At 39.4% G+C, this 24,566-nt stretch carries 20 protein-coding genes and 2 pseudogenes; 18 read left to right on the plus strand and 4 right to left on the minus strand.

The genetic code is table 11. From position 1 onward, the window contains the following. Positions 1-3 precede the first annotated feature (3 nt). The 9 genes from NSS80_RS04015 (at position 4) to NSS80_RS04055 (ending at position 11,825) form a co-directional block, all read left to right on the plus strand. Positions 4-312, plus strand: coding sequence for a hypothetical protein (locus NSS80_RS04015; protein ID WP_317222715.1), 309 nt, complete (start codon positions 4-6; stop codon positions 310-312). Beyond that, a complete protein-coding gene (locus tag NSS80_RS04020) occupies positions 312-1,592 on the plus strand; it encodes a hypothetical protein (protein ID WP_317222717.1) in 1,281 nt (426 codons plus the stop codon). Before NSS80_RS04015 ends, NSS80_RS04020 begins: the two co-directional genes overlap by 1 nt. A 530-nt stretch (positions 1,593-2,122) precedes the next feature. Next, complete coding sequence (locus NSS80_RS04025) at positions 2,123-2,881, plus strand: methyltransferase domain-containing protein (RefSeq protein ID WP_041116210.1); 759 nt, start codon at positions 2,123-2,125, stop codon at positions 2,879-2,881. Positions 2,882-3,047: 166 nt separating this feature from the next. Further along, entirely contained in the window at positions 3,048-3,479 is a 432-nt protein-coding gene (locus NSS80_RS04030) for a DUF6508 domain-containing protein (protein WP_041116211.1), read from the plus strand. 74 nt (positions 3,480-3,553) lie between these two features. Continuing rightward, positions 3,554-4,704, plus strand: a protein-coding gene (locus NSS80_RS04035; RefSeq protein WP_342498425.1) for an IS3 family transposase whose coding sequence is annotated in 2 segments (ribosomal slippage) — positions 3,554-3,827 and positions 3,827-4,704 — 1,152 coding nt in all. Because the reading frame shifts where the segments join, the coding sequence is not laid out codon by codon here. A 308-nt stretch (positions 4,705-5,012) separates the two neighbouring features. Then, positions 5,013-6,446 (plus strand): Wadjet anti-phage system protein JetA family protein, encoded by a 1,434-nt coding sequence (locus NSS80_RS04040; RefSeq protein ID WP_041116303.1) that lies wholly within the window; start codon positions 5,013-5,015, stop codon positions 6,444-6,446. Further along, the gene (locus NSS80_RS04045) at positions 6,443-7,051 is read left to right on the plus strand and encodes a DUF4194 domain-containing protein (protein WP_052470331.1); all 609 of its coding nucleotides are present in this window, start codon (positions 6,443-6,445) and stop codon (positions 7,049-7,051) included. The genes NSS80_RS04040 and NSS80_RS04045 overlap by 4 nt, the downstream gene beginning before the upstream one ends. Then, complete coding sequence (locus NSS80_RS04050; RefSeq protein ID WP_080769799.1) at positions 7,020-10,532, plus strand: SbcC/MukB-like Walker B domain-containing protein; 3,513 nt, start codon at positions 7,020-7,022, stop codon at positions 10,530-10,532. The genes NSS80_RS04045 and NSS80_RS04050 overlap by 32 nt, the downstream gene beginning before the upstream one ends. 27 nt (positions 10,533-10,559) lie before the next feature. Further along, positions 10,560-11,825 (plus strand): Wadjet anti-phage system protein JetD domain-containing protein, encoded by a 1,266-nt coding sequence (locus tag NSS80_RS04055; protein WP_041116218.1) that lies wholly within the window; start codon positions 10,560-10,562, stop codon positions 11,823-11,825. Between the two features lie 390 nt (positions 11,826-12,215). Here NSS80_RS04055 and NSS80_RS04060 read toward each other — a convergent pair. Continuing rightward, a pseudogene (locus NSS80_RS04060) lies at positions 12,216-13,217 on the minus strand (transposase); the annotation flags it as partial. A gap of 233 nt (positions 13,218-13,450) precedes the next feature. After that, the gene (locus tag NSS80_RS04065; RefSeq protein WP_041116219.1) at positions 13,451-13,753 is read right to left on the minus strand and encodes a DUF1433 domain-containing protein; all 303 of its coding nucleotides are present in this window, start codon (positions 13,751-13,753) and stop codon (positions 13,451-13,453) included. A 114-nt stretch (positions 13,754-13,867) separates the two neighbouring features. Between NSS80_RS04065 and NSS80_RS04070 the strand changes: the two are divergent. The 9 genes and pseudogenes from NSS80_RS04070 to NSS80_RS04110 all read left to right on the plus strand — a co-directional run bounded on the left by NSS80_RS04070 (position 13,868) and on the right by NSS80_RS04110 (position 22,754). Further along, positions 13,868-15,295 (plus strand): annotated as a pseudogene (locus tag NSS80_RS04070) (lipase). A 12-nt stretch (positions 15,296-15,307) separates the two neighbouring features. Continuing rightward, the gene (locus NSS80_RS04075; protein WP_041116222.1) at positions 15,308-15,613 is read left to right on the plus strand and encodes a hypothetical protein; all 306 of its coding nucleotides are present in this window, start codon (positions 15,308-15,310) and stop codon (positions 15,611-15,613) included. A 321-nt stretch (positions 15,614-15,934) separates the two neighbouring features. Further along, the gene (locus tag NSS80_RS04080) at positions 15,935-16,351 is read left to right on the plus strand and encodes a DUF6508 domain-containing protein (protein ID WP_080769800.1); all 417 of its coding nucleotides are present in this window, start codon (positions 15,935-15,937) and stop codon (positions 16,349-16,351) included. Between the two features lie 209 nt (positions 16,352-16,560). Beyond that, entirely contained in the window at positions 16,561-17,388 is an 828-nt protein-coding gene (locus NSS80_RS04085) for a MerR family transcriptional regulator (protein ID WP_041116225.1), read from the plus strand. A gap of 26 nt (positions 17,389-17,414) precedes the next feature. Continuing rightward, entirely contained in the window at positions 17,415-18,602 is a 1,188-nt protein-coding gene (locus NSS80_RS04090) for an MFS transporter (protein WP_342498426.1), read from the plus strand. Positions 18,603-18,852: 250 nt separating this feature from the next. Continuing rightward, on the plus strand, positions 18,853-20,037 hold the full coding sequence (locus NSS80_RS04095; RefSeq protein WP_041116227.1) for a DUF1835 domain-containing protein: 1,185 nt from the start codon (positions 18,853-18,855) through the stop codon (positions 20,035-20,037). A gap of 225 nt (positions 20,038-20,262) precedes the next feature. Then, positions 20,263-20,832, plus strand: coding sequence for a hypothetical protein (locus tag NSS80_RS04100; RefSeq protein WP_034283720.1), 570 nt, complete (start codon positions 20,263-20,265; stop codon positions 20,830-20,832). A 23-nt stretch (positions 20,833-20,855) separates the two neighbouring features. Continuing rightward, positions 20,856-22,139 carry a hypothetical protein gene (locus tag NSS80_RS04105; RefSeq protein ID WP_041116229.1) on the plus strand — a complete coding sequence of 428 codons (1,284 nt, stop codon included), beginning with the start codon at positions 20,856-20,858 and terminating at the stop codon, positions 22,137-22,139. A 333-nt stretch (positions 22,140-22,472) separates the two neighbouring features. Beyond that, a complete protein-coding gene (locus tag NSS80_RS04110) occupies positions 22,473-22,754 on the plus strand; it encodes a hypothetical protein (protein WP_024425245.1) in 282 nt (93 codons plus the stop codon). Between the two features lie 53 nt (positions 22,755-22,807). On the opposite strand, the gene NSS80_RS04115 is transcribed toward NSS80_RS04110, so the two are convergent. Both NSS80_RS04115 and NSS80_RS04120 read right to left on the minus strand, forming a co-directional pair. Then, complete coding sequence (locus NSS80_RS04115) at positions 22,808-23,104, minus strand: hypothetical protein (RefSeq protein WP_241770670.1); 297 nt, start codon at positions 23,102-23,104, stop codon at positions 22,808-22,810. A gap of 159 nt (positions 23,105-23,263) precedes the next feature. Further along, the gene (locus NSS80_RS04120) at positions 23,264-24,316 is read right to left on the minus strand and encodes a helix-turn-helix domain-containing protein (RefSeq protein ID WP_241770671.1); all 1,053 of its coding nucleotides are present in this window, start codon (positions 24,314-24,316) and stop codon (positions 23,264-23,266) included. Positions 24,317-24,566 lie beyond the last annotated feature (250 nt).

Genomic DNA, 24,566 nt, shown 5'->3' on the forward strand with positions numbered 1-24,566 from the left:
ATAATGCCAAGACCAGGGATTACAGCATATGATGTACTGATATCTTGTCCAGGTGATGTTGCGGATTATTTGGAAGTGATAAATCAAAGTATTGATAATTTTAATAGAATGTTTGGAGAGTTAAATAATATCACTCTTGTAATAAAACATTGGTCAAAGGATAGTTATCCGCAGTCGGGCGATAAACCACAGGAATTATTAAACAAACAATTTGTTAATGACTGTGATGCAGCAATAGCAATTTTTTGGACTCGTTTTGGAACACCTACAGATAAATATGGGTCTGGAACAGAGGAAGAAATAGAGAGATAATGTTAAATTCCGATAAGCAAGTATTTATATATTTTTTAGACTTACCAATTAATCCTTCAGAAATTGATATGGAACAATATCAAAAGGTATTAGATTTTAGGAATAAATATAAAGAGAAAGGTCTTTACGCTGTTATAAAAGACAAGCATGAATTACAAAGAGAATTGTCAAATCATTTAGCTATGCATTTTATTCCAATTATTTCGGGTGAAAGTGTAGCAGTTAATAATAAGGAAAAACCAGAATTAAATATAAGAAATACTGAGGACTATTCAGAAGCGTTTTATACTGTACATAAAACAAGTTTGTTAGAAAGTATATTTATGGTTGAGCAGAAAGAGAAAATATTTAATGACATTGTAGAACTGAAAAAGACTAGTTTACCATTAAAGGATAAAGTGAAAGATAATGACATTCATACTGAAGAAAGCTTAAAAAAGGTTGAAAGTTCTGGAATAGATTCGAAGCATACTGAACTTCTTCAAAGTATAAAAAAAGGAAGTTTTTATACGGATGTTACAATAAGTGAGGATATTAAAAAGGTAATTAAAGATTTCATAAAAGCTAACCAACTTATTATTGAAGATGACTTTTGGAATTTGGGTAATTTAAAGAAATCAACATTGCAGTTTCCTTTTGGAACTGGTGGTTCTACATATGAAGGTTCGGAAGCAGAAAAGGAAAGATTCAAACAGATTAAAAAATTATACTGGGATATCCGAACTTATAATGAATATGTAATTTATTTTGGAGAAATTGATAAGATTAATTTTTTGAAATTAGCAATATCTAATAACGGAACAACATTTGATGAGGATATTGACATAAAATTTATAATCCCAAAAAAATATTTAATTAATTATTCAGATCTACCCATGCCAGGAATAAATATTATAAAAGAATTAATTGATATTAAATTTATTGATTATATTTTTTCTATTGCAGAAACTGAAACAATGGATGAGTATTCTGGGCATCCCAACTATCCATTAAACATCCCAAGTCATTTATTACTTAATCAAAGAAGTATTGAACAAGAATATGAAGATTATAAAGATGAGTTTTTATCTGAGTTTGAATACCTATTCTGTTACAGAACATTCGAAAATAAAAATAATGATGTGGTTTTATTTCATGTTGATTATTTAAAACATAATACTACAATGGCATTTCCTTCTGTTCTTATGTTTAAGGAAATTCCACCATATATAAAATATGAAATCTCCTCCAAGTTTAGTACAGAAATAATTGAAGGTGAATTAACTCTGAACCAGAACTAAATGAGTGTCTTGACTTGTTTCCGTAGACGTACAAAATAGTCGATTTGTTACCGCAGACGACCATTTTGTTAAAATTCGTAAAAACATCAATTCTATCAACTCGTCCCATGTGGAGTGTGTGGTGTCTTTATCTCTTAAATAAAAAGGAAATGACAGCTATGATGGACCGAAACCAGCAATAGAAAAGGCAGTATCTAAATGATAAAAACCCTTCCAACAGGAGGGGTTTTACTTTAACTAACAATCTATTTTTCCTATTCGGATTCTTATTGTACTGAGTCCTCTATAATGAGACACCCATCATGTACTCTCGATTCTCAAAACAACTCATGTCTCACGCAATTATCAGCTGGATGAATATAAAATCAAGTCTTCGGCAAGGTGCTCTTTAAATATAATTTTAAGTATTTTTAATGGGAGTGATTCAATATGAGACTGAAAGAACATGAAATATAACAACTTTATACATTCGTAAGAGGCCCGCCAAATATTTAATCATTAAACTCAAAATGATAATTGGAGGGATTATGATGAATGACAAACAGTTTTCTTCATTTATAAAACAAGCAGATGAACCTTTTGTTGGGTGGGATTTCTCATTCATATCTGAAACTGGAAGAATGAAAAGTGAGCTGCTTTCATGGTCATATGGTAGTATAGCTACTTCTCTTGTTCAAAATGCAAAATCAATGCTGGACATGGGAACGGGTGGTGGAGAGTTTTTATCGAAATTAAGACCTTTTCCAACGTCAGTTTATGCTACAGAAGGGTACTTGCTTAATGTACCTATCGCAAAAGAACGATTAACACCCTTAGGAGTGAAGGTAGTTCAAATTTCTAATGATGGAAATCTTCCGTTTGAGACTGGAAAGTTTGATCTTATCATCAATCAACATGAGTCATTTTCATCTAAAGAGGTGAGAAGAATTATCTCGAAAGAAGGTATTTTTCTAACTCAACAAGTCGGTGGTCTCGATTGCATAGAGATTAATGAGAATCTAAGGGTACCAATAAATAAAGATTTTATTGATTGGAACTTAAAGAAAGCTTTAAACGAAATACAGGAGAATCATTTTGAGGTGTTGAAAAGTGCAGAAGAGTTCCCTATTCAAAGATTTTATGATATCGGAGCATTGGTGTATTATCTGAAAGCAATTTCTTGGCAAGTGCCAGGTTTTGAAATAAGTAATTTCAAGGATGAATTATACACCATTCATAAAATCATTGAGCAAAAGGGTTATTTTGACGCAAAACAACATAGATTTATTATTTTAGCTAAAGCAGTTTAGTTGGAAATGGAGCCTTTGATATATTTGAAGGCTCCAGCCTAATTTTGAATAGATGCCACCACGAAACAAAAGATGAAAAATAATAAAACGTACGATTCAGTTGATCATATGTTTCCTTTTATTATTGTCGGGCTTGAAAGCATTCTAAAAATAGAGGAGGATAACGATGAGCCAATTTGATAGTCTAACAAAATACATACCGATGCTCCGCGAGGACCATATCGGAGAATGGGTGATCGATCAAGAAAATGATGGAATAGTTGAACGCCCAATCCAGATGCCTTTTGTGCATTATTCCGAAACGGTCCAACGCTTTATCGAAGATGTCTATATCTTTGCGGAACAACATCAAGAGCTGGAGCTTATCCGCTACAGAGAAATCCTCAAAGAAAATGGCATTGAAGGTGGATTGAACGATATCGAGAATGTGGACCTCTCACATTTAAATGCGCAGTGTATACTTGCACTCATCATGGGAGTGGTGAGTGCTGAGCGGTTTTGCGATGGTGCCATATTGGGTTCTTTTAAAAGTGGAGCCATCTTACAATGGCTTGAAAGATTGAAAAACCTAGATGTAGGGACTGACCCCATAAGATGAGACAAATAAAAAACACCTTCAAGTTTGAAAACGGATCGTTGTGATCCGAAATAAAACATGGAGGTGTTTTTTCTATGGGGACAAGAGTGAGTTATCCGGTTGAAGTCAAACAGAAGGCTGTAGAAATGAGATTGGCAGGCGTATCAATGAAAGAGATCTTGCGGGAATTGAATATCAAAAATAAAACGCAGGTTCAGACATGGGTGAGGTGGCATAAGGCTGGGGATACACACCGGTTCGAACAGCCTGTTGGAAAACAATATACCTATGGAAAGGGTCCCGAGTACTCTTCCGAATTAGAGAGACTGCAGGCAGAAAATCGCTATCTGAGTCAACAGAATGAAGTTTTAAAAAAGTACAACGAATTGGAAAGGAAGTTGATAAGGAAACGTCAATCAAACTAGTAGAAGAATTGTGCAAAACAATGACAGTACAGGACATTTGTGTCCATTTAGGCGTCTCACGCGCTTCGTACTATAGATGGAAAAAAGATCTGACTCAGAATCATTCTAAAAAACAACTAGAGGAACAAATCGGCACGTTGTGCCGAGAGCACAAGTATCGATATGGATATCGAAAAATCACAGCCTTACTAAAAGTGAGAATGCTTATTAACCATAAAACTGTTCAACGTATCATGCAGAAAAACCAGTGGCAGTGCCGGGTTAAAATGAAAAAGCGTAAGAAAAATGGGCAGCCCTATGCTGTGGCTGGTAATATACTGGATCGGAACTTTCAGTCTGATCGCCCTCTTGAAAAACTAGTAACGGACATCACGTATTTGCCTTATGGACAGAAACAATTGTACCTTTCCAGTATATTGGATTTATATAATGGAGAAGTGATTGCGTTTACGATTGGTGATAAGCAGGACACAGACTTTATTTTAAACACACTTGATCAGCTCCCAGCACTGCCTGAAAACTGTGTGTTACATAGCGACCAAGGTTCTGTGTATACATCTTACGAGTATCAGAAAGCTGTTCATATAAAAGGCATTACCATGAGCATGTCCCGTAAAGGGACGCCCGCTGATAATGCCTCCATCGAATCGTTTCATTCCTCGCTAAAGTCTGAAACATTCTATCTTAACAGTATTGATCGAACTACGACCACCATCGTAGAACGCACTGTCAAAGAATACATTTATTATGATAACAACATTCTTATTCAAACAAAACTAAACAACCAATCACCGATCAACTATCGGCAATTGGCTGTATAAAGGTGTTTTGATCCCTGTCTCAATAACGGGGGTCAGTCCCGTCCCCTTTAGCAGGGCGTTTTTTCTTCCAAATTTAATATCATTATTTTCACCTTTATCATACTACATAGTAGTGTGCCGGGTAGTTGTTTTTGAGAATTTGATTATACGTAACCTCTATTCTGAAGCAATAATAGATTAAAGGATATGATGCCATTAATGTCGAAATTTATAAAAATGCGTCGATGACTGGAGATGGCATAATGCAGTATATTAACAAGCCTACCGGCGCAAGGAATTCTATACTAACAAGGGAATGTGTGACGAGTATGAAATTGTTCGACATTATTCCGGATCGACTGTTTACGCTGCTTGTGGGCTCTAATAAGCAAATCTATGCTGAGGCTCTGTTGCTGCTGTACGATCAGGCACAGACAGAGCGCTTCGGCATTCGTTATAACGTCATGCGGGATTTGCTGCAGGAAATGCTGGATACCCGGCGCGAATTGGGTGAGGATATTGCTGTATTGGATACAGAAGACGAGGAGAGCGAGCGCAGTGATGATTTGAGACAGATTAACATGGAAGACATGACGAGGGCTCAAGCGAATACAATGTTGCGGCGACTGGAAGAGCGAAAGTGGATAGATGTAGAGACGAGAGCTCAATTCGAGCGGTTCATTGTATTGCCGCACTATGCCAGTCGGCTGATTGGTGTGTTAAAAGAGTTGTGCGCTGCGAGGACGGTTGAGTACCAGCGCTTCGCATTTTTGGTCTACCAATCGCTGACCGGAGAAGGAGCTCGACTGCAACCTTGTTCTGCCGTTATGAGTGCGGCTGAAGTAAGTGGACAGTTTCGACAGGAGCTTGTGGCGCTTTACAACAATATGAAGCACTTGATGGAACAGGTTGTTCAGAAGACGTCAATACAAGATGTGCTGGATCATCATTTTGACCATTATAAAACGCAAATTATTGACAAGAGTTATCATCGGTTGAAGACATCCGATCATGTTGCTCGCTATCGAATGCAAATTCTAAATACGGTACAGCAATGGCTGCTAGATCGACAGCAATTAGAAGAGGCTGCACTCGATGGGGTGAAGAGCGGATTGTATACTTCGGTCGACGAGGCTGGGCAGGCTGTGAAGCAGGCACTCTTTTTCATTGACGAAACGTTCAACGGGTTGGATGAATTGTTTTATCAAATTGATGTGCGGCACAATCAATACTTGCGTTCCTCTTATGATCGTGCTCGCTATTTGAGTCAGCAGAATGAAGGCATAGATCAGCAGCTTGCACGTTTAATCGAACGGCTGAGCAAAGACTTATCAATGGATGGCACAGAGTCGTTGTTCGCGCTGCGCCAGACCCGCGCTCTTTCTGAACAATCCTTACTGCCCCCGCGACGCAAGCGGGCACCTCATCAACCTGATGTGCATGTAGTTGTGGAAATGCCTGATCATCTACTGGAGGAATTGCGAACCAAAAACCTAGAACGAATGCGCAAGGCGATTACCCGAAAGAAGGTCGATGATTATGTAACGAATCGTTTGGGTGGACGGTCAGAGATGGAGATGGCCGAACTCGCACCCGAGAATGCGGAGCAGTTCATTATGCTGGGCTATATTTATTTGTATGGATCAGACGGGGGCTCGAACTTCCTGGTTCGGCGAAGTGATGGCCGTAATATTCTAACGATTGGCGGATATCGCTTCGATAACCATACAATTGTCAAGAAGAAAGGGGGGCCGAAAAGATGATGTTTGACGAATTGAGTGAATCTGAGCAAGCCAAGGTTCGTCATGTATTGAATCGGTTATTCGAGGTCAATCTGCTGGTTAGAGACAAGGATCGTGAAGCTTATGCCATCATACGGCGTCATAGTCAGGCACTTGAAGCCTACTTTCAATTTCTCGGTTGGGAACTAACAGTTGATGAACGTCATGAATGCGTCTTTCTCCACCTTCCGGATGGAAGGCTCCGCAGGCGTATGGACAGAGAACAGACTCTTTGGCTACTTGTGCTGCGTCTTCTGTATGAGGAGAAGCGACAAGGCTTGTCGTTAGCTGATTATCCGATGGTGACGTTGCATGAAATTCGTAGTAAGTTTGAGACGTTCCGGATTGAATGGGTGGGACGAACAGCACTGGACAAGCTTATTCGATTGTGTGCACAGTTTCAATTGCTCGAAGCGATGGATGAGGATCATCGTGCGGACGATGCCCGGTTCAAACTGTACCATACTTGGATGTATGTTGTTCAGGCTGATGAGATCGCTCAACTTACGGAAAGACTGGAACGCTATGATGCCGCAGAGGAAGGAGGATTGCTGGATGAAATGGATGACACGGCTCCGGTTGATTAACTGGCACTACTTCAAGGATGTAACTATGGAATTTGGCCGACAGACATTAATTACAGGACAAAATGCCGCCGGTAAATCGACGATTATCGACGCCCTTCAGGTGCTGTTTGTAGTTGATCAGCGACTTATCCGCTTCAACGCTGCGGCTCACGATGAGGCGAAGCGAAGTTTTGAGAATTACCTGATGGGCAAGATTGGCAGCGATGAGCGTTCGTACGTTCGGGACGGGGATTTTACGACCTACATTATTGCTGAGTTCCGAGACGAGGACAAGAAGGAATCATTTGTTATTGGTGCAGCTATTGACGTGTACCGCGATCGTTCGTATGAGGAAGAGTATTTTATATTGGCTGCATGCAAGTTGGATCAGCTTGACTTTATAAATCCGGAAGGGCAGTTGCTGAATCGGGAAGGGTTTAAACGACGGTATGGACCCGGTGTTGGGACTGGTCTTGGAGAAGTTGATCAGCACCTTGGTGTGAGGCAAAGTTCAAGGGGACGGGTTCTATTTGAGCGTAATAAGTCTAACTATCAGAAGGCATTGTTGGCAAGATTGGGTCAACTGCAGGATCGATTTTTCCATATATTCACCAAAGCACTATCGTTTAAGCCGATTCGGAATATTCGGACGTTTGTTTACGACTACATTCTGGACAAACGCGAGTTGCAACTGGACTTGATGAAGCAGAATTTCGAGATTCATGAGCGCTATAGGCAGGAACTTGAATTGCTGCAGAAGCGAAAAATGCAGTTGCAGGGCATTCGAGATAGCTATCAGGAGTATGCCCGGCTTAAAGAAACAATAAAAGAGCAGGACTATGTTATTAGAAAATTAAAAGTGTTGTATGAAACAGAGAATTTGGAGCAACAGGAGCGTTTAAAACATCAAGCAGAGGAAAAATCGAATCGCTTATTGGAAAGTATTGGATTAGCAGAGGTTAAGTTGAACGAGGCGCGTGAACAATCTCAGCTTGCTTACCAGCGTTGGCAGAATCATGCAGATGAAAAACGCAAGCGGGAACTGGAGAAGGAGACTCGGGAGCTTGAGACGAAACGTGTAGATATGGAGAATTTATTATCCATTTACTGTGCCAAACTTGATCGGGAGAGACAATTGCTGGGGAACTTCTCCACTTGGACGGATGGAGAATATTGGTCATGGGAAATAGGAGAGCAGGAGCGGATTGGTCAATATACGGAGCATCTTGCGGGATTGCTGGCGATTGTAGATAAAGGTAACGCAGAAGAATTAGATGAAGAAATATGGGAATCCAGACTCGATGAAATTGGTGAAGCCCGGTCTGGTTGGTATGATCGGCTCTTACTTGGAGAAGATCGTTTACTGGAAACACTGGATGCGGCGGAGGAACAGGCAACCGAACTGGAGAATATTATCTGTGATCTAGAACAGAAGAGGCGGAGCTATTCTGAGCCGGTCAGACAGTTGAAGGCGTTGTTGGAGGAGCATTTAAGTGGACGTTCTGCGGTTTGGATTTTTTGTGAGGAAGCAGAGCTGGTTGACGAAGGCTGGCGAGATGCACTTGAAGGTTATCTGAATACGCAACGATTTGATCTACTGGTAGAACCGGAATGCTTCGCCGAGGCCCTTGGTATCTATGAGCGAGAGAAATGGACGCGGAAGCTCGAAGGTGTAGGCCTTGTTGATACTGAAAAAGAAAGGAAATATCTAGGCACAGCAGAGGAGGGCTCGCTGGCTTATGAGCTTATTGCTGAGCATCCTGTAGTTCGGGCCCGTGTGGAGCATTTGCTAGGCAGGGTGATGAAAGCCAAGGATGAGCAGGAGTTGCGACGACATCGTACAGCCGTTACGAGTAGCTGCATGGTATACAGTAATCTCGTGGCCAGACAGATTCCGAAAAAGCACTATGAAATTCCTTATATTGGAGCAAAGGCAATCGCACACCAATTAGAAATTCGCAAGTTGGAGCTTCAGGAGGTTAGGGAAACTGTTTTAAGGCTAAGGGAATTGGCGACTGCTTTCCGTGAGTGGATGGATCGACTCCGGGACAAGGATGCTGTGTATAATAGCTTATCGTCTCACCTCACATTGCCGCGAGAACTGGAAGCTTGCAGGTATCGTCAGGAACAAGTGCAGCTAGAATGGGAAGGACTCAATCTTGCTGAAGCTGAACGCCTTAAGGCTGAGTATGAGCATTGGCGTGAGGTGGAGAAGCAATGGACGGAAAAATGGGGAGGCCTCTTGGAGGATAAAGGAACGGTTGAAGCCGAATGTAAGCAGCTTGCTGGAATCTTGCTTGTTCAGCAGAATAAAGTGCGAGATGCTGAAGTAATCCTTGAGCAATGGCTAGGTGAGCATGGTGTTGAGAGTGAGCAGCGGGCCAAGCAGCGTTATGAGGAAGCGGAACGATCAACAACAGTCAGTACATTTCAAAAGTTGCAAAATTGGGAACGTAGCTCTAAGGGAATACAGACCAAGCGTGATGACCAATTCAATGATGTAGCCAAACTAAGGCAAAAGTACAATGTTGATCATGCTTTCAGTGGTGATGCGAACGATTCCGAGAATGATGCCTATGATCGTTTGCTCGATACAATTGAACATCTTAACATCCCAGAATATCAGCAAAAGGTTACAGAAGCGCTTGCTGAGTCCGAGGAGGAGTTTAAGTCTCACTTTGTATTTAAGCTGCGGGAAGCAATTGAGATGGCGCGGCGTGAATTCCAACAATTAAACTATGCCCTGCGGAACTTCCCCTTTTCTGACGATAAGTATCATTTCGAGGTTTCGCCGAGCGAACGGTACAAGAAATTTTATGAGGCAGTGATGGACCCACTTTTGATGGAGAAGGGATCTCTGTTTGACCTGCCAGAAAATGATCGAACTGCAGTGCTACATGAATTGTTCGAAATGCTGGTGCGTGGAGAGGCCGGGCAGATGGAAGAGTATGCCGATTACCGGCAATACCTGGACTTTGACATCATTGTTTCGTCGAGCAGTGGGGGGCGTTACCGATTCTCGCAGGTACTTAAAGAGAAATCCGGCGGTGAGACACAGACTCCTTTTTATATTGCGATCCTAGCTTCCTTTCATCATTTATATTCAAATAAAAGCTCTCGTCTGGTTGTCTTTGATGAAGCGTTCAACAAAATGGACGAACAGCGTATTCAATCGAGTTTGCGGCTAATTAAGCAAATGGGACTGCAATTGGTAGCCGCTGTTCCAGACGAGAAAATGCAGCATATGGCACCTGAAGTGACGACTACGCTGTTTGTCAGCAAGCATGACTATCAATGCTTTGTTGATATGATTGACCGTTGGGCACCAGATGAAGCAGAGACGAGCCCAGCATTTCATAATATTGAGACAATTGAAAAGTCAGTTAACCCAACGGAAGAACAAATCTCCGATACGGACTCATTATCATCAAAGTTAGGCGAAAGTACAGAGAGTCCTACATTTGATAGTGAACGACACGGAAGGCAAGGCACCTTGTTTTGAATTGTTAGCAGGAGGTAAGACTTGTGTATGGAAGCAAACGAAATAAGCTTTAAGCAGAAATTTGGCAAGGACTTGCTGACCTTGCTTCTGAGCAAATATGAACAAAGCCAATCATTTGTTACAGGTATTCCTGGAAAAATGCGGCCCCAACTCACGATTGGGAAAAGTCCTTTTGCTCGTGATTACAACGATGAGATGGACTTTCGAAAGCGTCATTGGATGAACGAAAGGCTAGTTGAGTTAGAGCAGGAAGATGTAGTTCAACTTACAATGGCTAAATATCGTTCGGACGAAATAGAGAAAGTATATTTGCAATGGCAAGCTATAGAGGAGGCTTACCGAATTTCCGGTCGTACTCCTTTGCGCACCAAAATGAAGCAACTGCGGGCTTCTCTTATTCCGTTGACTTCTCATCCGTGGGGTTGGGTTCAAAAGTGGCGACAGGAAATGGACGATTCATTAGCGCAAGGCAAGGCTGTTCGCCTCGATCCAGATGATGTGCAAGGAACGGTTGATCTAGTTCACACGTTGAACGAGTTGCCACTGCTTGGTGATCGTGCAGTGCCAATTCGCATCTTTAGCCAGTGGTTATTTCGAGATACGAAGCATCTGGAACGTCAGACGCTTAAACGGCTGATTTCTCTGGCAAAGCAAGCTTCCGGTGAGCAGAGAGAGACAGAAGAGGAATGGTTGGATTGGCTTGGTCTTACTCGTAATCCTCAGAGTGTCTTTTTATGTGGCTCACTTGTCTTTCGAACCCGCGAAGGCAAGCAGGTTGACACTAGCGCATTTCCGGGCGGTCTTGGGATTTCCGGTGAGACGATAGATATGATAACGGATTTCTTTATGCCTGCTCGTCAAATTCTTACCATTGAGAATTTGACGAGCTATCATCATTATCTAGAGCAGCCTTCGGTTCGTGCTGATGAGGTTCTTGTTATCTACACAGGAGGGTACCCAAATCGTGTCTTGCAAAGCTTTCTCCGAAAGCTGAGTCAGGTCGTAAATGAAGCGTCAAATCCACCAGAACTGTTCCACTGGGGTGATATCGACCTTGGGGGAATCCGAATTTTCAAGTGGATTCAATCCAATTTTTTCTCCGAGCTTCGACCTTATCGGATGGGAGTGGATACGTTACTCCAGTACGAATCACAAGCAGCGCCGGTCAGTGAAGATTATGCTAATCAGCTACTTCATGCGTTGAGTGAACCACAATATGCGGATTGGCTTCCGGTACTGGAAACCATGATAGAGCGGAGGATTCGTCTTGAGCAGGAATGTATCATAGACTGAGATAAGGATTTCATATAAACTTCAATCGGGTTGTGCTGCATCGTTGGACGGAAGATAGAGTCAATTTAGTTAGTTTTAATGAAAAGAAAGGGACCTGAAAAAAAGAATAAGATTGAATAAATATTAACCAGCATTCAATCTTTTCGTTCTGATAGTGTTGCTGGATATTCATTTATCAAACTTTTCTTTTGGGATGTGCCTCATCTTAATATTAATAGAATTCGTTTCGATTTTTCAACAGGACTAAACAATGATAGGGTGCTAAGATTCTCAATTTATTATCAGTATACAAGAGGCTGGGACATAACCTAAGCCTCTAGAGAAAAAAAGTGAAATCGCAATTTTGATTTCACTTTTTTTACGTTATTTTTTTAAAATTAACAAGAGAGATTACCCTCTTGCTACATACTTTCTTAAATTTACTGCCATGAGTGCAAACCCCTTTTCATTTTCAACCTTCGGTTTCCCACGAACTGAAAATCGTGTGAAATCTAAAATCGCCTTCAGAAATCCGAATACAGGCTCTACGTCAATTTTTCACTGTCCATAGATTGTTCCTGTTTCTTCTTCTGGAAGTTTATTCCTTACATATTCTTTTTGTTGTTCCCATCTCACATTCACACTCATACACTTTGAATTGACGCCTAAATCCACTCTTATCTGTTCGATTTGAATCGTTGCGAAAGCCGTAGCTTTTTACCATTGGGACATGTGTATGCATCTTCCTGGGTATCATATTCCCAATTTGCAGTTTGGAAAGGATCATTTTTATACTTCTTTTTTCGCTCCATTCGGAATTGGTTATACGTAATCCATGGAATACGTTCGCATTTCAACAAAATATCTTCGTAATTCTGTTCACTTCCATAACCCGCATCTGCAACGATATGCTTGGGTAAAGAACCCCTTTTCCATCTGATCCAAAAACGGAATGAGTGTTTTCGTGTCTGTGGGATTAGGAAAAATGCTGTAACCAAGCGTATATAGCCTTTCGGTTCCGATCTGAATATTGTAACCTGCTTTGAGTTGACCGTTTTTCATATAATCATCTTTCATACGCATAAAGGTCGCGTCTGGATCTGTCTTTGAATAACTATTGCGTTCACCAAAAATTTTAAAGTCTTTTTCATATTTGCGTTTACGTGAAATCCATTCCTGAATTTGTTTGAGGCTTTGTTTGGGAAACTTCCGCTGGCTACGTAACTTTTTACGCTTGCTTACATCGTCATTTTTTTCAATTTCCTTCGTATAGTCTTGTACCACTTCTTCTAAAACTTCAGCCACTTGTGTTAATTCCTTAACTGAAAGCTGCCCTTCATTTTCCTTTTCAATCTCTGGAATAATTTTTGTTTCCAGTAGCTCGTTGTAAAGCTGATTGGATTTTTCAATGAGACGGGTGTGGTTCCAGACAAATGTATCTCTATATCAGAAAAAGGTGTCAGGCAACGAATCGATCGTTACATCAAGTATTATAATGAAGAGCGTATCCAAGAAAAATTAGGCTACCACGCACCAAAAACATTTGATAGCATGTCAGCCTAATAAGGGTGTTTTATTTGTGTCTCATTCTGTTATTTCAGTCTAAATGGATGGAGGCCTTGTTTATTTGATGATTTATCCTCTTTTCAATACTCGCATACTTTATCTTCGCATTCTGGCTTTTCTTTAGCATCAACATAAGACGATGTTATAGTGTCATTTGACTTGTCATAAATCCCCCAAAACCCTTTTTCTCTGTTACCGTTCAAATACCCCTCTGCGTTAATACCACCCATTGGGTCTATTTCATATTTTTCGGAGAAGTCAATTTTACCTATTCCTTCATAGTTAGCATTTATGTAATTAGTCATTCGTTTTTTAGCTTTATCAAATAGTTCTAGTTCTGCAGTCTTAATTTCATCTTGCTTTTCATCATATTGGTGTTTCATATATATTCCTCCAAGTGTTATAATGATGATTTTTCTGAAAACAGGATAATAATGTATTTTTTCATAAAACCATCCTTTCAGTGCTTATTTTACATGAGGAGTGTGTCAATGTATATGAGCAAGAAGGTCAAGATTCCTAATATATCTGACCAAGATTATTATAGTATTAGTCAACTAACTTATCGAGATGAGTATTTGAAAAAACATTTCTCAAAAAACATGCCCGTGAAGATTAACTCAGGAAATCAATATTTCATAGATAAAATCAAAAAAGACCCAGACACAGGGCTAGATGTGTATGTATTTGTCCAAGCAAAGAAAAAAGAAGGTAAATGAGTTAAACCAAAAGAGCCTGAGAATGTTGTCGTAGGTTTTCAAGGAACAAATCAAGAACAAATCAAGAACAAATCAAAGCTGATGTGATAAGTGCAGATGGCGGCAACGTGGTGATGGGGAAAGACCCGAAAAAGAAAGTCAAATACATTATGAAAAAAGAGGCGTCTGAACACGCTAAAGCGATTGCCAAGTATAACGGTAGTATGGAACAAGCCATGTTGATGAAAAGTGGGAAATACAAAATTGTCACTAAGACCTCTCAATTTGATCAAGGTGATCAGCTCGTCGCCAATGAAGTGAAAAAGTATGCTGGCACGAACACAGTCATTTCGACAACGGGTCACTCACTTGGAGGGGCAGATGCGGAATACGCTGGTGTAAACAATCATGTTTACAGTGTAGCTTTTAACAATCCTTCCATTGTTAAGCTGCATGATGAAGAAACACAGAAGAAAATCAGAAACGGCGAATTTGATTTGTATCATAAAGCCATCATTAATCCGGATGATATGGTGGGTTCAGGTTGGTTATTAGAATATGACCGGCACAACGGAACGACCATTTATACGAAAGATCCTAGTCAATCACGAAGAGAGCGTATAGATCGGTTTATGTCACCGCTTGGTGTTCCTGGGGTTTTAGGAAATTTGATTAATTCCTTCTATGGCCAAGCATTTGCAAAAAATCCGGATACTCATAGTTTAAATGAGTCGAACTTTACTTTTGATAAGAATGGTCATATCAAAAGTGTGGATGGAAGCAAAGGTGTGTATAACCAGAATATCGGAATCGTTCTCATCTTATTCAGGTATAAATGGACAAACCATCAAAGTGGATATCAAATATGCAAAAGAATTAGCTCAGCGATTACAGGCAGCTATCGAAGACTTAAAAACAAAAAAACAAGTAATTGAACAATTCCCTCATGATCACAGCAAAATGGTTGATGAAGTGAAATCTATTTGCGGAAAGAGATTAGGAGAATTCAAGGATTTAGATCCAAGTGACGTTGAAAAAGCTATATTGTATCACGCGCCTTATGTGAAAGATGGGGCAGCATTTTATGACTCAGAAGAACACTATGAAACTGAGGCTTCTCTACATTATTTGATTAGAGATTTAGAGGATATTAGTGAGTTTATTGTGAAAATGGCGGAGGATTTAAAAGATAAGAATAATGAATTAGCAAGATGGTTACGGTTGTAAGGGGGATTTTAATTGCCATATGGAGTGAATATGGATGCAGATGAGTTTTACAGACGATTACAACAGAATGAGGAATTAAAAAATATAGTGGGTTCAAGTTTAAAAACTCATTGTCAGAACCTAAAAGAAGACACCAAAAACGCATCAGATTTTTATTCAGCACAACAGGTTGTTGCTGAAGTGTATGTTGCTTTGCTCTCTTCATTTGAAGGGAAAGGTAAAGAAGCATTAGTGCAAAAGCTTAATGAAAATGCGACTATGCTGACAAATGCAACACAGAACAGAAGTGCCTTTCTAAGAAGTATAAAGACTAAATAGTGAACATAACCTCTTCGCAACGATGTGACAGAGGTGTTTTTATATTTGAGAATCGTCTTATAAATTCCTTGACGCTTTATTCACAGCTGGTATCAGCTTATTATTTAATATGACACATAAACGTTGACGAGCAAGATGATTAATACCGTGCATGTGGAGGCAATTGTATCGATGGTACGAGTGTAAAAAGTGAAATGAATAAAAATGGGTCGTGATTTGAATACTGGCTTCTAGTTTGTACGATCATCACGGACTTTTTATTAACTTACTCAGAGAGGTCGATCAAAGAATTTTTAATTCATGGAAAGGTGGAGGATGAGATTGAGTCAATTTAAAATCTTAACAAACTATATCCCTATGCTTCAAGTCGATGATATTGGTGAATGGGTAATAGATAAAGAAAATGATGGAACAGCAGAACACCCGATTCAGACGCCCTTTGTGAATTATTCCGAAACGGTCCGTCGTTTTATCGAGGATGTCTATACCTTTGCAGAACAACATCAAGAAATGGAGCTTACCCGCTACAGTGAGATCCTCAAAGAAAATGGCATAGAGGATGGAACGAACGATATGGAGAATGTGGACACCTCAAATGTAAATGCGCAGTGTGTACTGGCTCTCATCATGGGGGTTCTGAGAGCTGAACGATTTTGCGATGGTGTCATACTCGATTTCTTTACAAACGGAGCTATTGTCAAGTGGCTTGAAAGATTGGAACGTTTGGAGAATGATTGAACAAATTTAAACGATGATGTGATGGTGGTGTGCGCTCAATTTTATCAAATAACTTTCGGAAAATGAATTGAAAAAATTTCGTTTCAGGCACTATTTGAAAATAGTGCTTTTTTTGTTTGAATCGACATGTTTAAAATTCTTCTATTGACTTTCCCCTTTACTGAAAGGTTTATACTTTGATCAGATCAACAAATCGGAGGAGATGCAGGATGTTCAAAATCGGTGATTTTTCTATGTTAAGTAAAGTCCCTGTCAAAACCTTAAGGTATTATGACCAAATAGATTTATTAAAGCCTAAGCAGATCGATCAAGATTCCGGATACCGGTATTATTCAGCTGAGCAGCTGCTTGAGGTTAATCGAATTTTTCTTTACAAGGAATTAGGTTTTACGTTAAAGCAAATGGGGCAGCTTCTTCGTGAAGATATTTCTGTCGAGCAGATTCAGGGCATGTTTCTCTTGAAAGAGAGTGAGATTCAGCAATTGATCGAGAGAGAACAACAGAAATTAGCGCGTATTAAGGAGCGGATGCACCTCATCAAACGAGAGGGGTGTGTTGAAAAAGCGCAGGAAGTCATCATCAAATCGGTTGAAAGCAAACGCATCATGTCTTTTCAATCCAACGGAACTGTTGACGAAATCCCAACATTCTTTCAAACGTTTCATCATTTGTTACATAAACATCCGCAAGACTTGAACTCTGAGCCGCAAATCGTGCTGTGGAGGGAATCAATTGCTAAAGAAAGTGAGTTCGAATTTGAGGTGGGATATTCAGCGAAAGCGCTAAGGAGCTCTCTGCCTCAGGGTATCACGATGCGTACGTTACCAGCTGAAGAAACTATGGCGACGCTCTTATTTCATTCAGATTCTCCATTTGCACAATCTGCTTGTGTTGATCTGGCGACATGGATCGAACATAACGGATACCGCGTGAAAGAAGATCAGCCGGGGAGAGAGATTTATTACCCGTTGGCAGAAAATGAGGAAGGCAGACTCATTGAAATTCAAATTCCTATAAAAAATGAAGTCAAATCGTAAACATTGCCCAAAGGAGAAAAGCCACGATGAAAAATAAAGCCGTTGTGTATTTACTTGCTTTAGCAGCCTTTTTAATTGGAACGATCGAATATATCATTACAGGAATTATTCAAATGGTCGCAGATGATTTACAGGTCACGACATCTGCTGCTGGTTTATTGGTCACATCATTAGCGCTCTCAGCAGCAATCGGCGCGCCGATTGTCATTGCACTGACCATCAATATCGACCGCAGAAAAATATTATCATGGATGCTGATCATTTTTACTTTAAGTAATATCATCACAAGTGTCAGCCATTCGTTTGAAAGGGTGCTGATGACTAGGGTTTTACAAGGAATTAGTGGGGGGACGGCCATTGTGGTGGCAATGGCTGTGGCTACTCGCCTTGTCGAACGAGAAAAAAGAGGAACAGCGATTGGCATCATTTTAATGGGATTAAGCAGCTCCTTAGTTTTAGGTGTTCCAATCGGGACATTTCTAAGCAGCATGATTGGATGGAAAGCATTATTCGCAGCTATTGGATTGATCACGCTCATTCCGCTGATTGTTGTGTATAGGCGCATCCCTTCTATGAAAGAACAAGAACCGGTGACGCTAGGTATGCAATTATCGATATTAAAAGATAAGAGAATTTTGCTTGCAGTGGCAGTTACACTCTTTTATGTAGGCGGATATTCCACTTTATTTACCTATTTAACGCCCTTCCTGCAAGAATCAGCAAACCTTAGCATAACAGAAATCAGCGGCATTTTATTACTAGCGGGAATATGCAGCTTTTTGGGCTCCAGTCTTGGAGGGGTTGCAGCAGATAAAAAAGGCCCAACATTCACGATTTTCTCCGGAATTATTCTGCAAATCATCATGCTGATGCTGCTAGCATTTGTGACAGGGAATCTCGTGGTTATGGTGGCGGTGATCATGATATGGATGATCGCTACATGGAGCACATCGCCAGCTCAGCAGCTGTATCTCGTCACACTTGTACCCAAATCTCCTGATATCGCATTAAGTGTCAATACATCGTTTATTCAATTCGGATTTGCTTTAGGCTCGGGGTTAGGAGGGCTTGTATTGAGCAGGACATCTATATTGCACCTAAGCTGGATCAGCGCTGGAACGGTTCTTCTCGCTTTACTCATGACCATCTTGATGGTGGCGTTTGACAGAATCTCTCAGCAGAAGAGTTTGAAGGTGATGGAGCAAGGTAGATAACATGATCGATTCACTAGTGAACATACAAATTTAGTATTGTATTGTGGGAACTACTTATTTCGGGTAGTTCCTTGGCCCATTTCGTGGGCTTTTTTTATAAAAATTCTTATCTCTGCAGTTCTGCTTTATTACTTCTGTAAATACCTGATCTCCTTGTCATACTTTTGAATGAAATTGACTCAATAGAATTGACGTAAGAACCATGAATAGGTGAAGATGAAATAAACTGTAAGATAAAGGGAGACGGATGATGATACATATCATATTTGGGGCGGCAGCTGCCGGTAGTTTAAAACAAGCAGTACGTGAAATGAAGCAAGATCAAATAGATGATATCATCGCTTTTGATGATATTTATTCGATTGGACCACTTCTACATTTACACGAACATAAAGGACAAGCGAACCGTATAGAATGGCTGCGTAATGTGATGTCAAATGAATTTGGCTATTTTGATGACTTGGTCAACGATCAGCATAAAATGCTTCAACAAATAAAGGAGATAAAAGCAGGCAGTCGTATTCTCATCTGGACAGGCAGTAATGCCCATGAGCAAATTGGCTTGCGATATGCCGTCTATTTATTAAAAGAAAAAAGGGTTGAATTGTCTGTAATCAATATAACGATAGCATTTGATCAGCTGTTCAATACAAATACAAGAAGAATGGATATTCGACATTCCGGAGAAATTGCATCTGAAAAATTTAAAATTTTGTACGAGAGTAAAGAGCATATTCACACAGTGACAAAAGAAGAAAGAGAAAGATTACAAAACGAATGGCTTTCATTTGCTAAAGAAAATCATACGCTGCGGATATGGCAAAAAGGACAAACGATCAGCGTACCAGAAGATGAATTTGATGCTTATTTAGTGAAAATGGCTAAGCGGCTTCATCAGTCCGCGCCAGAAGAGGAGTACATCGTAACTCCACGCCTGATAGGGGAAGTCATTGGTCATTTAGATCAGTATATCGGGGATGATTTTATTGAGTATCGACTTAAGATATTAATTGATCAGGGGATTTTTGACATGAAAGGAAAACGAACTTCCATGCGTTATTACTCGATTAAACTGACAGAGTTCGGTCAGAATTTCAAAAAATGGGTATGCTGTCGAGAGTTTGTAGATCATCCTTTTGTGAAAATTGAAGGAGATTACGGTAGTGAACCCTTTCATTGCGGGCATTGTCAATGTCATTTAGAAAGAGATGATGTACCAGTAAGCGATACCCTTTTCTCAAAGATTTGGAATTGGAATGTACAGTATGGTCGCTGGTTTGACGAAGAAACCGATGATTTGCTGCCAAATGGCGTAGACATGGAAAGGAAGTTCAATCAAGAAGGAGAGCGTATCACGAAAGAAGTGAAACGTGAATTATCTCCTGCGTATCAAATTGAATACAGCCCAAGTGAAATGACGAGATATTTTATTTAAAACAATAGAATTAATTAAGTAAATGTAGGTTTTCTAAGAATTAGACATTCGTTGAACTGATGGAAATGAATGTTTAATTCTTATTTTTTATTTATGAAAGAATTTAAGATCCGCAGAAAAACGGAATCTGCAATGGAAAGGGAAAATATTGAAACATTTTTTCGGTAAAATCGTAATAAAGATAGAGCGTTCAACAGAAACATTTAAAACGGAGAGGAGTATTACATGGAACAAGCTGCACTGAAAAAAATGAGGACGAAACAAGTAGTTACCTCTAATTTGCTATTTGGCATGATGATCTTGATTTTTTTTGTTTTGATTCAAAAAGTTGAGATTCAATTTACATATTTCTTTCTTTGTTTAGGAATCTTCATGCTCCTTCAAGGCATTTACGGCTTGATCAAAAAAGGATCAACAAAGTCTATCATTCCCATATTTGAGCAGGTAGCCATTTATGAAAAAGAGAAATTGGGAAAAGAGTGGGAGAAAGAACAAAGAGTGGAAAATATTTGGAAATTGATATTGAGCGGACTAATGTTCTTCCAGTCATTTAGTTTTCAAACGATGCAAGATCCATTTTTTCATATAGAACCTAAGTTTCTCATTTTCTTATTTGTTATGGCTCTAGCCATTATCAATATAAGCATGCTCTTTCGCTTTAGAAAAATCGACCGATCGACGGAAGCGCATGGATTAAAAGGCTTTACAAAGGAATCAAACATGATGGCAATGGCTTTAGGATTATTATCAGTGATTGTCATATTCGGATTTATCGTCATCTTTTTTCTTCCATAAAACAGAATGTTGAGGTGAAACAAATGAATGCAAACATTCAACAACTGATCGATCAGACAAAGGCGAAATTTGGTTTAGATCTTTACTATTTAAAAAGACACAGTTTTCATCGCTACGTCAATATGTTCAATGAAACGGTTTATACATTGAATATGGAATGGTTTCCCTCTCATGAAGCTGAACCCGAGGACGATGATCTAAACCCGGACGGCACAGCTGTGATTGACGTGAACTTAAATACAGGCCAAGCTGAATCGGTTATTTTTGTCATGGACAAAACCTTCGCGAAGAATGGTGTCACGTTTAAGAGACCTTATCCAGCTTATGTCATTCAATGGATCGAACAAGAAACAGGATTGGTCTATGGTGAGCATTTTCACATGCATCAAAAGGAGAAAGGGGAACTTTTTTTCGAAGAAGCAATAGATGGTGTGAAAGTGACGCCTTCAGGCAGAATCGAAGTGAAATGGGATGAACATGGGCAGCTCATTCACTATATACATCGAGGGCCATTTATGGCAAAAAAACGACTAAAAACTGAAGAATATGTGCTTTCCATTGATAGGATCGAGGATTTAGCCCAGCAGCAAGTGCAGCGGTTTGATTGGCCATTCTTCGAGCAGAATCGAATCCGCCCTATATATGCGTTAGAAGAAATTTATGTCAAGAACGATGGAACAGGAACGATACCGTTTGAAATTGGACGTGAAGAAACACATTGTATACACATGAATCAGGTGATGGAGTGGAATGAACCGTTAAACAAAGGCTTTGAAAAAAAGGAAATCGATATAAACGAGGACATTACTGCTGAACAAGCCTTGTCACTGGAGCCTTCACCAGATACCTTCCCAATCTCAAAAGAAGAGCAAGCTGCGTGTATCAAAGCGGTTCGAACCTTTTTGGCACAAAAATATTCAAAGGATACAGGGAAGTGGGTGCTAAAAACACTCCACCGTGATCATGGCTACATCCAAGCGATATTAAAAACGAATGAGCAAGAAGGCTGTGGTTTTATGGATAAGATCAAGGTCTTCATTGATGCCAGCACTTTTGAAGTCATTAATTACATAGATAAAAAAGAGATGTTTCAAGTATGCGGGATACTCAATCCATCTCAAACAGTTAGTGAAATCACCATATCTCCGAAAGAAGCCTTTGAAACATTGAGAGAGCGCCTCGAACTTACACCCATCTACGTCTATGACGATGTGCAAAAACAATATGTTTTATGCGGAAAGCTCGACTGTCATGAAGGCGTTGATGCAGTGAGCGGTGAAGTGTTCTCTTTGACAGACCTTTCATAACTTCTAAAAGAACAGTGAGCAGCTGTTCTTTTTTGCCCATCTCCCTCTTTTTTGAAGAAAAATGGAATTTTGTAGAAGGAAGTTGTCGTTTCATCACGAAAGAAACAGATAAGAATATGATCATAGGTCCATCGGTTGGAATTCGTATTTCATATAGTAAACGTCATACATATTGAAAACCCATTGCAGTAAAGTTGATCTACAATCTTTTAGAGGAATTCGTGTCTCTAGTAGTAAGCGAAACTAGGCGGACTAAGATCATAGGATGAGTTGAACATGTTTGTTTTTAGGTAAGCTTAAAGCCATAAATAGAAGAAAGTGAGGATATCTACCTTGAGTACATTGGAAGTGTTTCGTCAGTTTTTGGTTGACCATTATCCTGCGTTACAAGATGAGCTTTGGCTGAAAGATGTTGATACCCTTCGAATCTCTCCTATTCTTCATCCCTTTCTGAAAAGCAAGCTGCCAGAAGGAATCGAAAAATTCACTTGTGTCCTATTCACGCAGCAGACAGATCAAACCGCTGCACCGCTCAAAGTCTACCTTTTATTAGATGAATATGAGCAATCGCTTTACGCCATTGATTTGATGAATGAACAAATAGCGCTTCATTAATACAGAAGCAAAAAAGCTGCTTGAGAGCTCCTCAGCAGCTTTTCTTGTGAATATTAGTTTGTCATATCAACCAATCTTGAGTGCAAGTTGTCCAATTCTTTCTTTGTTGGAAAAGAGCTGATCAGCAGTGTAGACCGTCCTAATTGATTAGGAAGCTCAGTATCGGTCACAATCATATCAATCCCAAGTCGATCCATTGTCAGTTCATTTAATGTATTTTCTGGACTTGTGAAAATATGAATGAGAGGAGGCAATCTTAATTTAATTAAATCTGCAATCAACAAACTATGATTATAACCTAATGTTGAAATGACAAAAATGATCAACACGTTTCTCCGATCCATTTCCAAATGAACAAGCCCCCTCCAGTTAGAAGTAATGATACGAATCAATTCTCGTTCATTTTTCACAAAAGAAGCAAGTATATCGTCTGTTTTTAACTCTTGAATGATATGAGTAATCCTCGAATAGAAGTAAGGAAGCTGTTTTTTTACCTCTGATAAATACCTCTATTTCTTTTTGAAAAGGAATCCATCTCTTACGGTAATTTCCCTAGAATACACATAATATTGGAGAAGAATCAGTGTCATCACCTTGCGATTAGCCACCTCTTGATGAAAAATCAACTCCAATTGATTGATAAAGGAATGAATGGCTTCGAAGAGGTGTGGTGTATGCGATTGAAAGAACGTCAATTTTTCTTCGACAGTTTCAATTGATTTATAATGGCCAATAGCTGGTTCAATCAATAGTAAAAAGACAAATTCGTGACGATCCAACGTAACACCAAAAGTGTCCTTTGTCATTTGGCAAACGTGTTCTTCCAAGTTTTTGATTTGATTATAGATACCTTTAGCTGTAGCTGTTTGTTTTTCCTTATCCATTGAGTACCTATAATTGCGTCGTATTGAAAAATTTTTCCTCACTCGGTGTATGGAAACGGCGAGCCATAGGCAAAATTTATCTATAGCCACATCAGGTAGATTGACTTCGAGCACCTGAAATAGTTTTTGTAAAAAATCAACTGCATCTTGCTTTTGAATATCATCGAATGGCCAAAGCCTGCTTCCATAGACTTCAAACAAAAATTCCACAAAAAATTGACGAATCTCCTTCTCATTTCCATGGAACTGCATACTATCTGGTCGTAACTCAATGTCATACGAGATAAGGAGCGAATTGATTTTATGAATGGTGTTATACAATGTGGATCTACTGATATTCAGCGTGTCCATCCATTCATAGAAAGACCTGTTTTGTTCAAAGAAAACGCCGTCAATCAATCGAATTTCAATCGTATCTTTTAGAATTTCTTTGATATAGTAGTCGACTCGTATCGTCTGTGTATAACAAATGGATATGCCTTGTCTTGGCTTTATGTGGATTAACGGCTCTCCATTCTCTGTTTGGAACGACTTCATTTGTTCTAAATCGCTTTGAATGGCACGAACCGAACCGATTTGTTCATTCGATATCTCTTGTAGGCTCCACCACTTATCTTTTGATACAAGCAGTTTTAAAATGTTTATCCATCTCTTTGATTTATTATCAATAAGCTCCATTAAACAACTAACTCCTTCCCTTGGCTTGCCTCTATATGATGAAGTCATCATAAAGAACGTTTTGTTCTCAATATAGCATGAAATGATTGTAATGTTTAGGCTAAAGTGTTTTGTCTTCACTTTTAATGATAAAAGAGAAAAAAATTAGACAAAAACAAATGTTATTCGTTGATTCTCCATATTTTTCTTTTAAAAGGTTATAAGTGATCCATGAATCCTATAAAAATGGATCATTTTGTTTATTTTTTTG

It is taken from the genome of Bacillus sp. FSL M8-0350 (assembly GCF_038593345.1).
Lineage (GTDB): Bacteria > Bacillota > Bacilli > Bacillales > Bacillaceae > Bacillus > Bacillus safensis.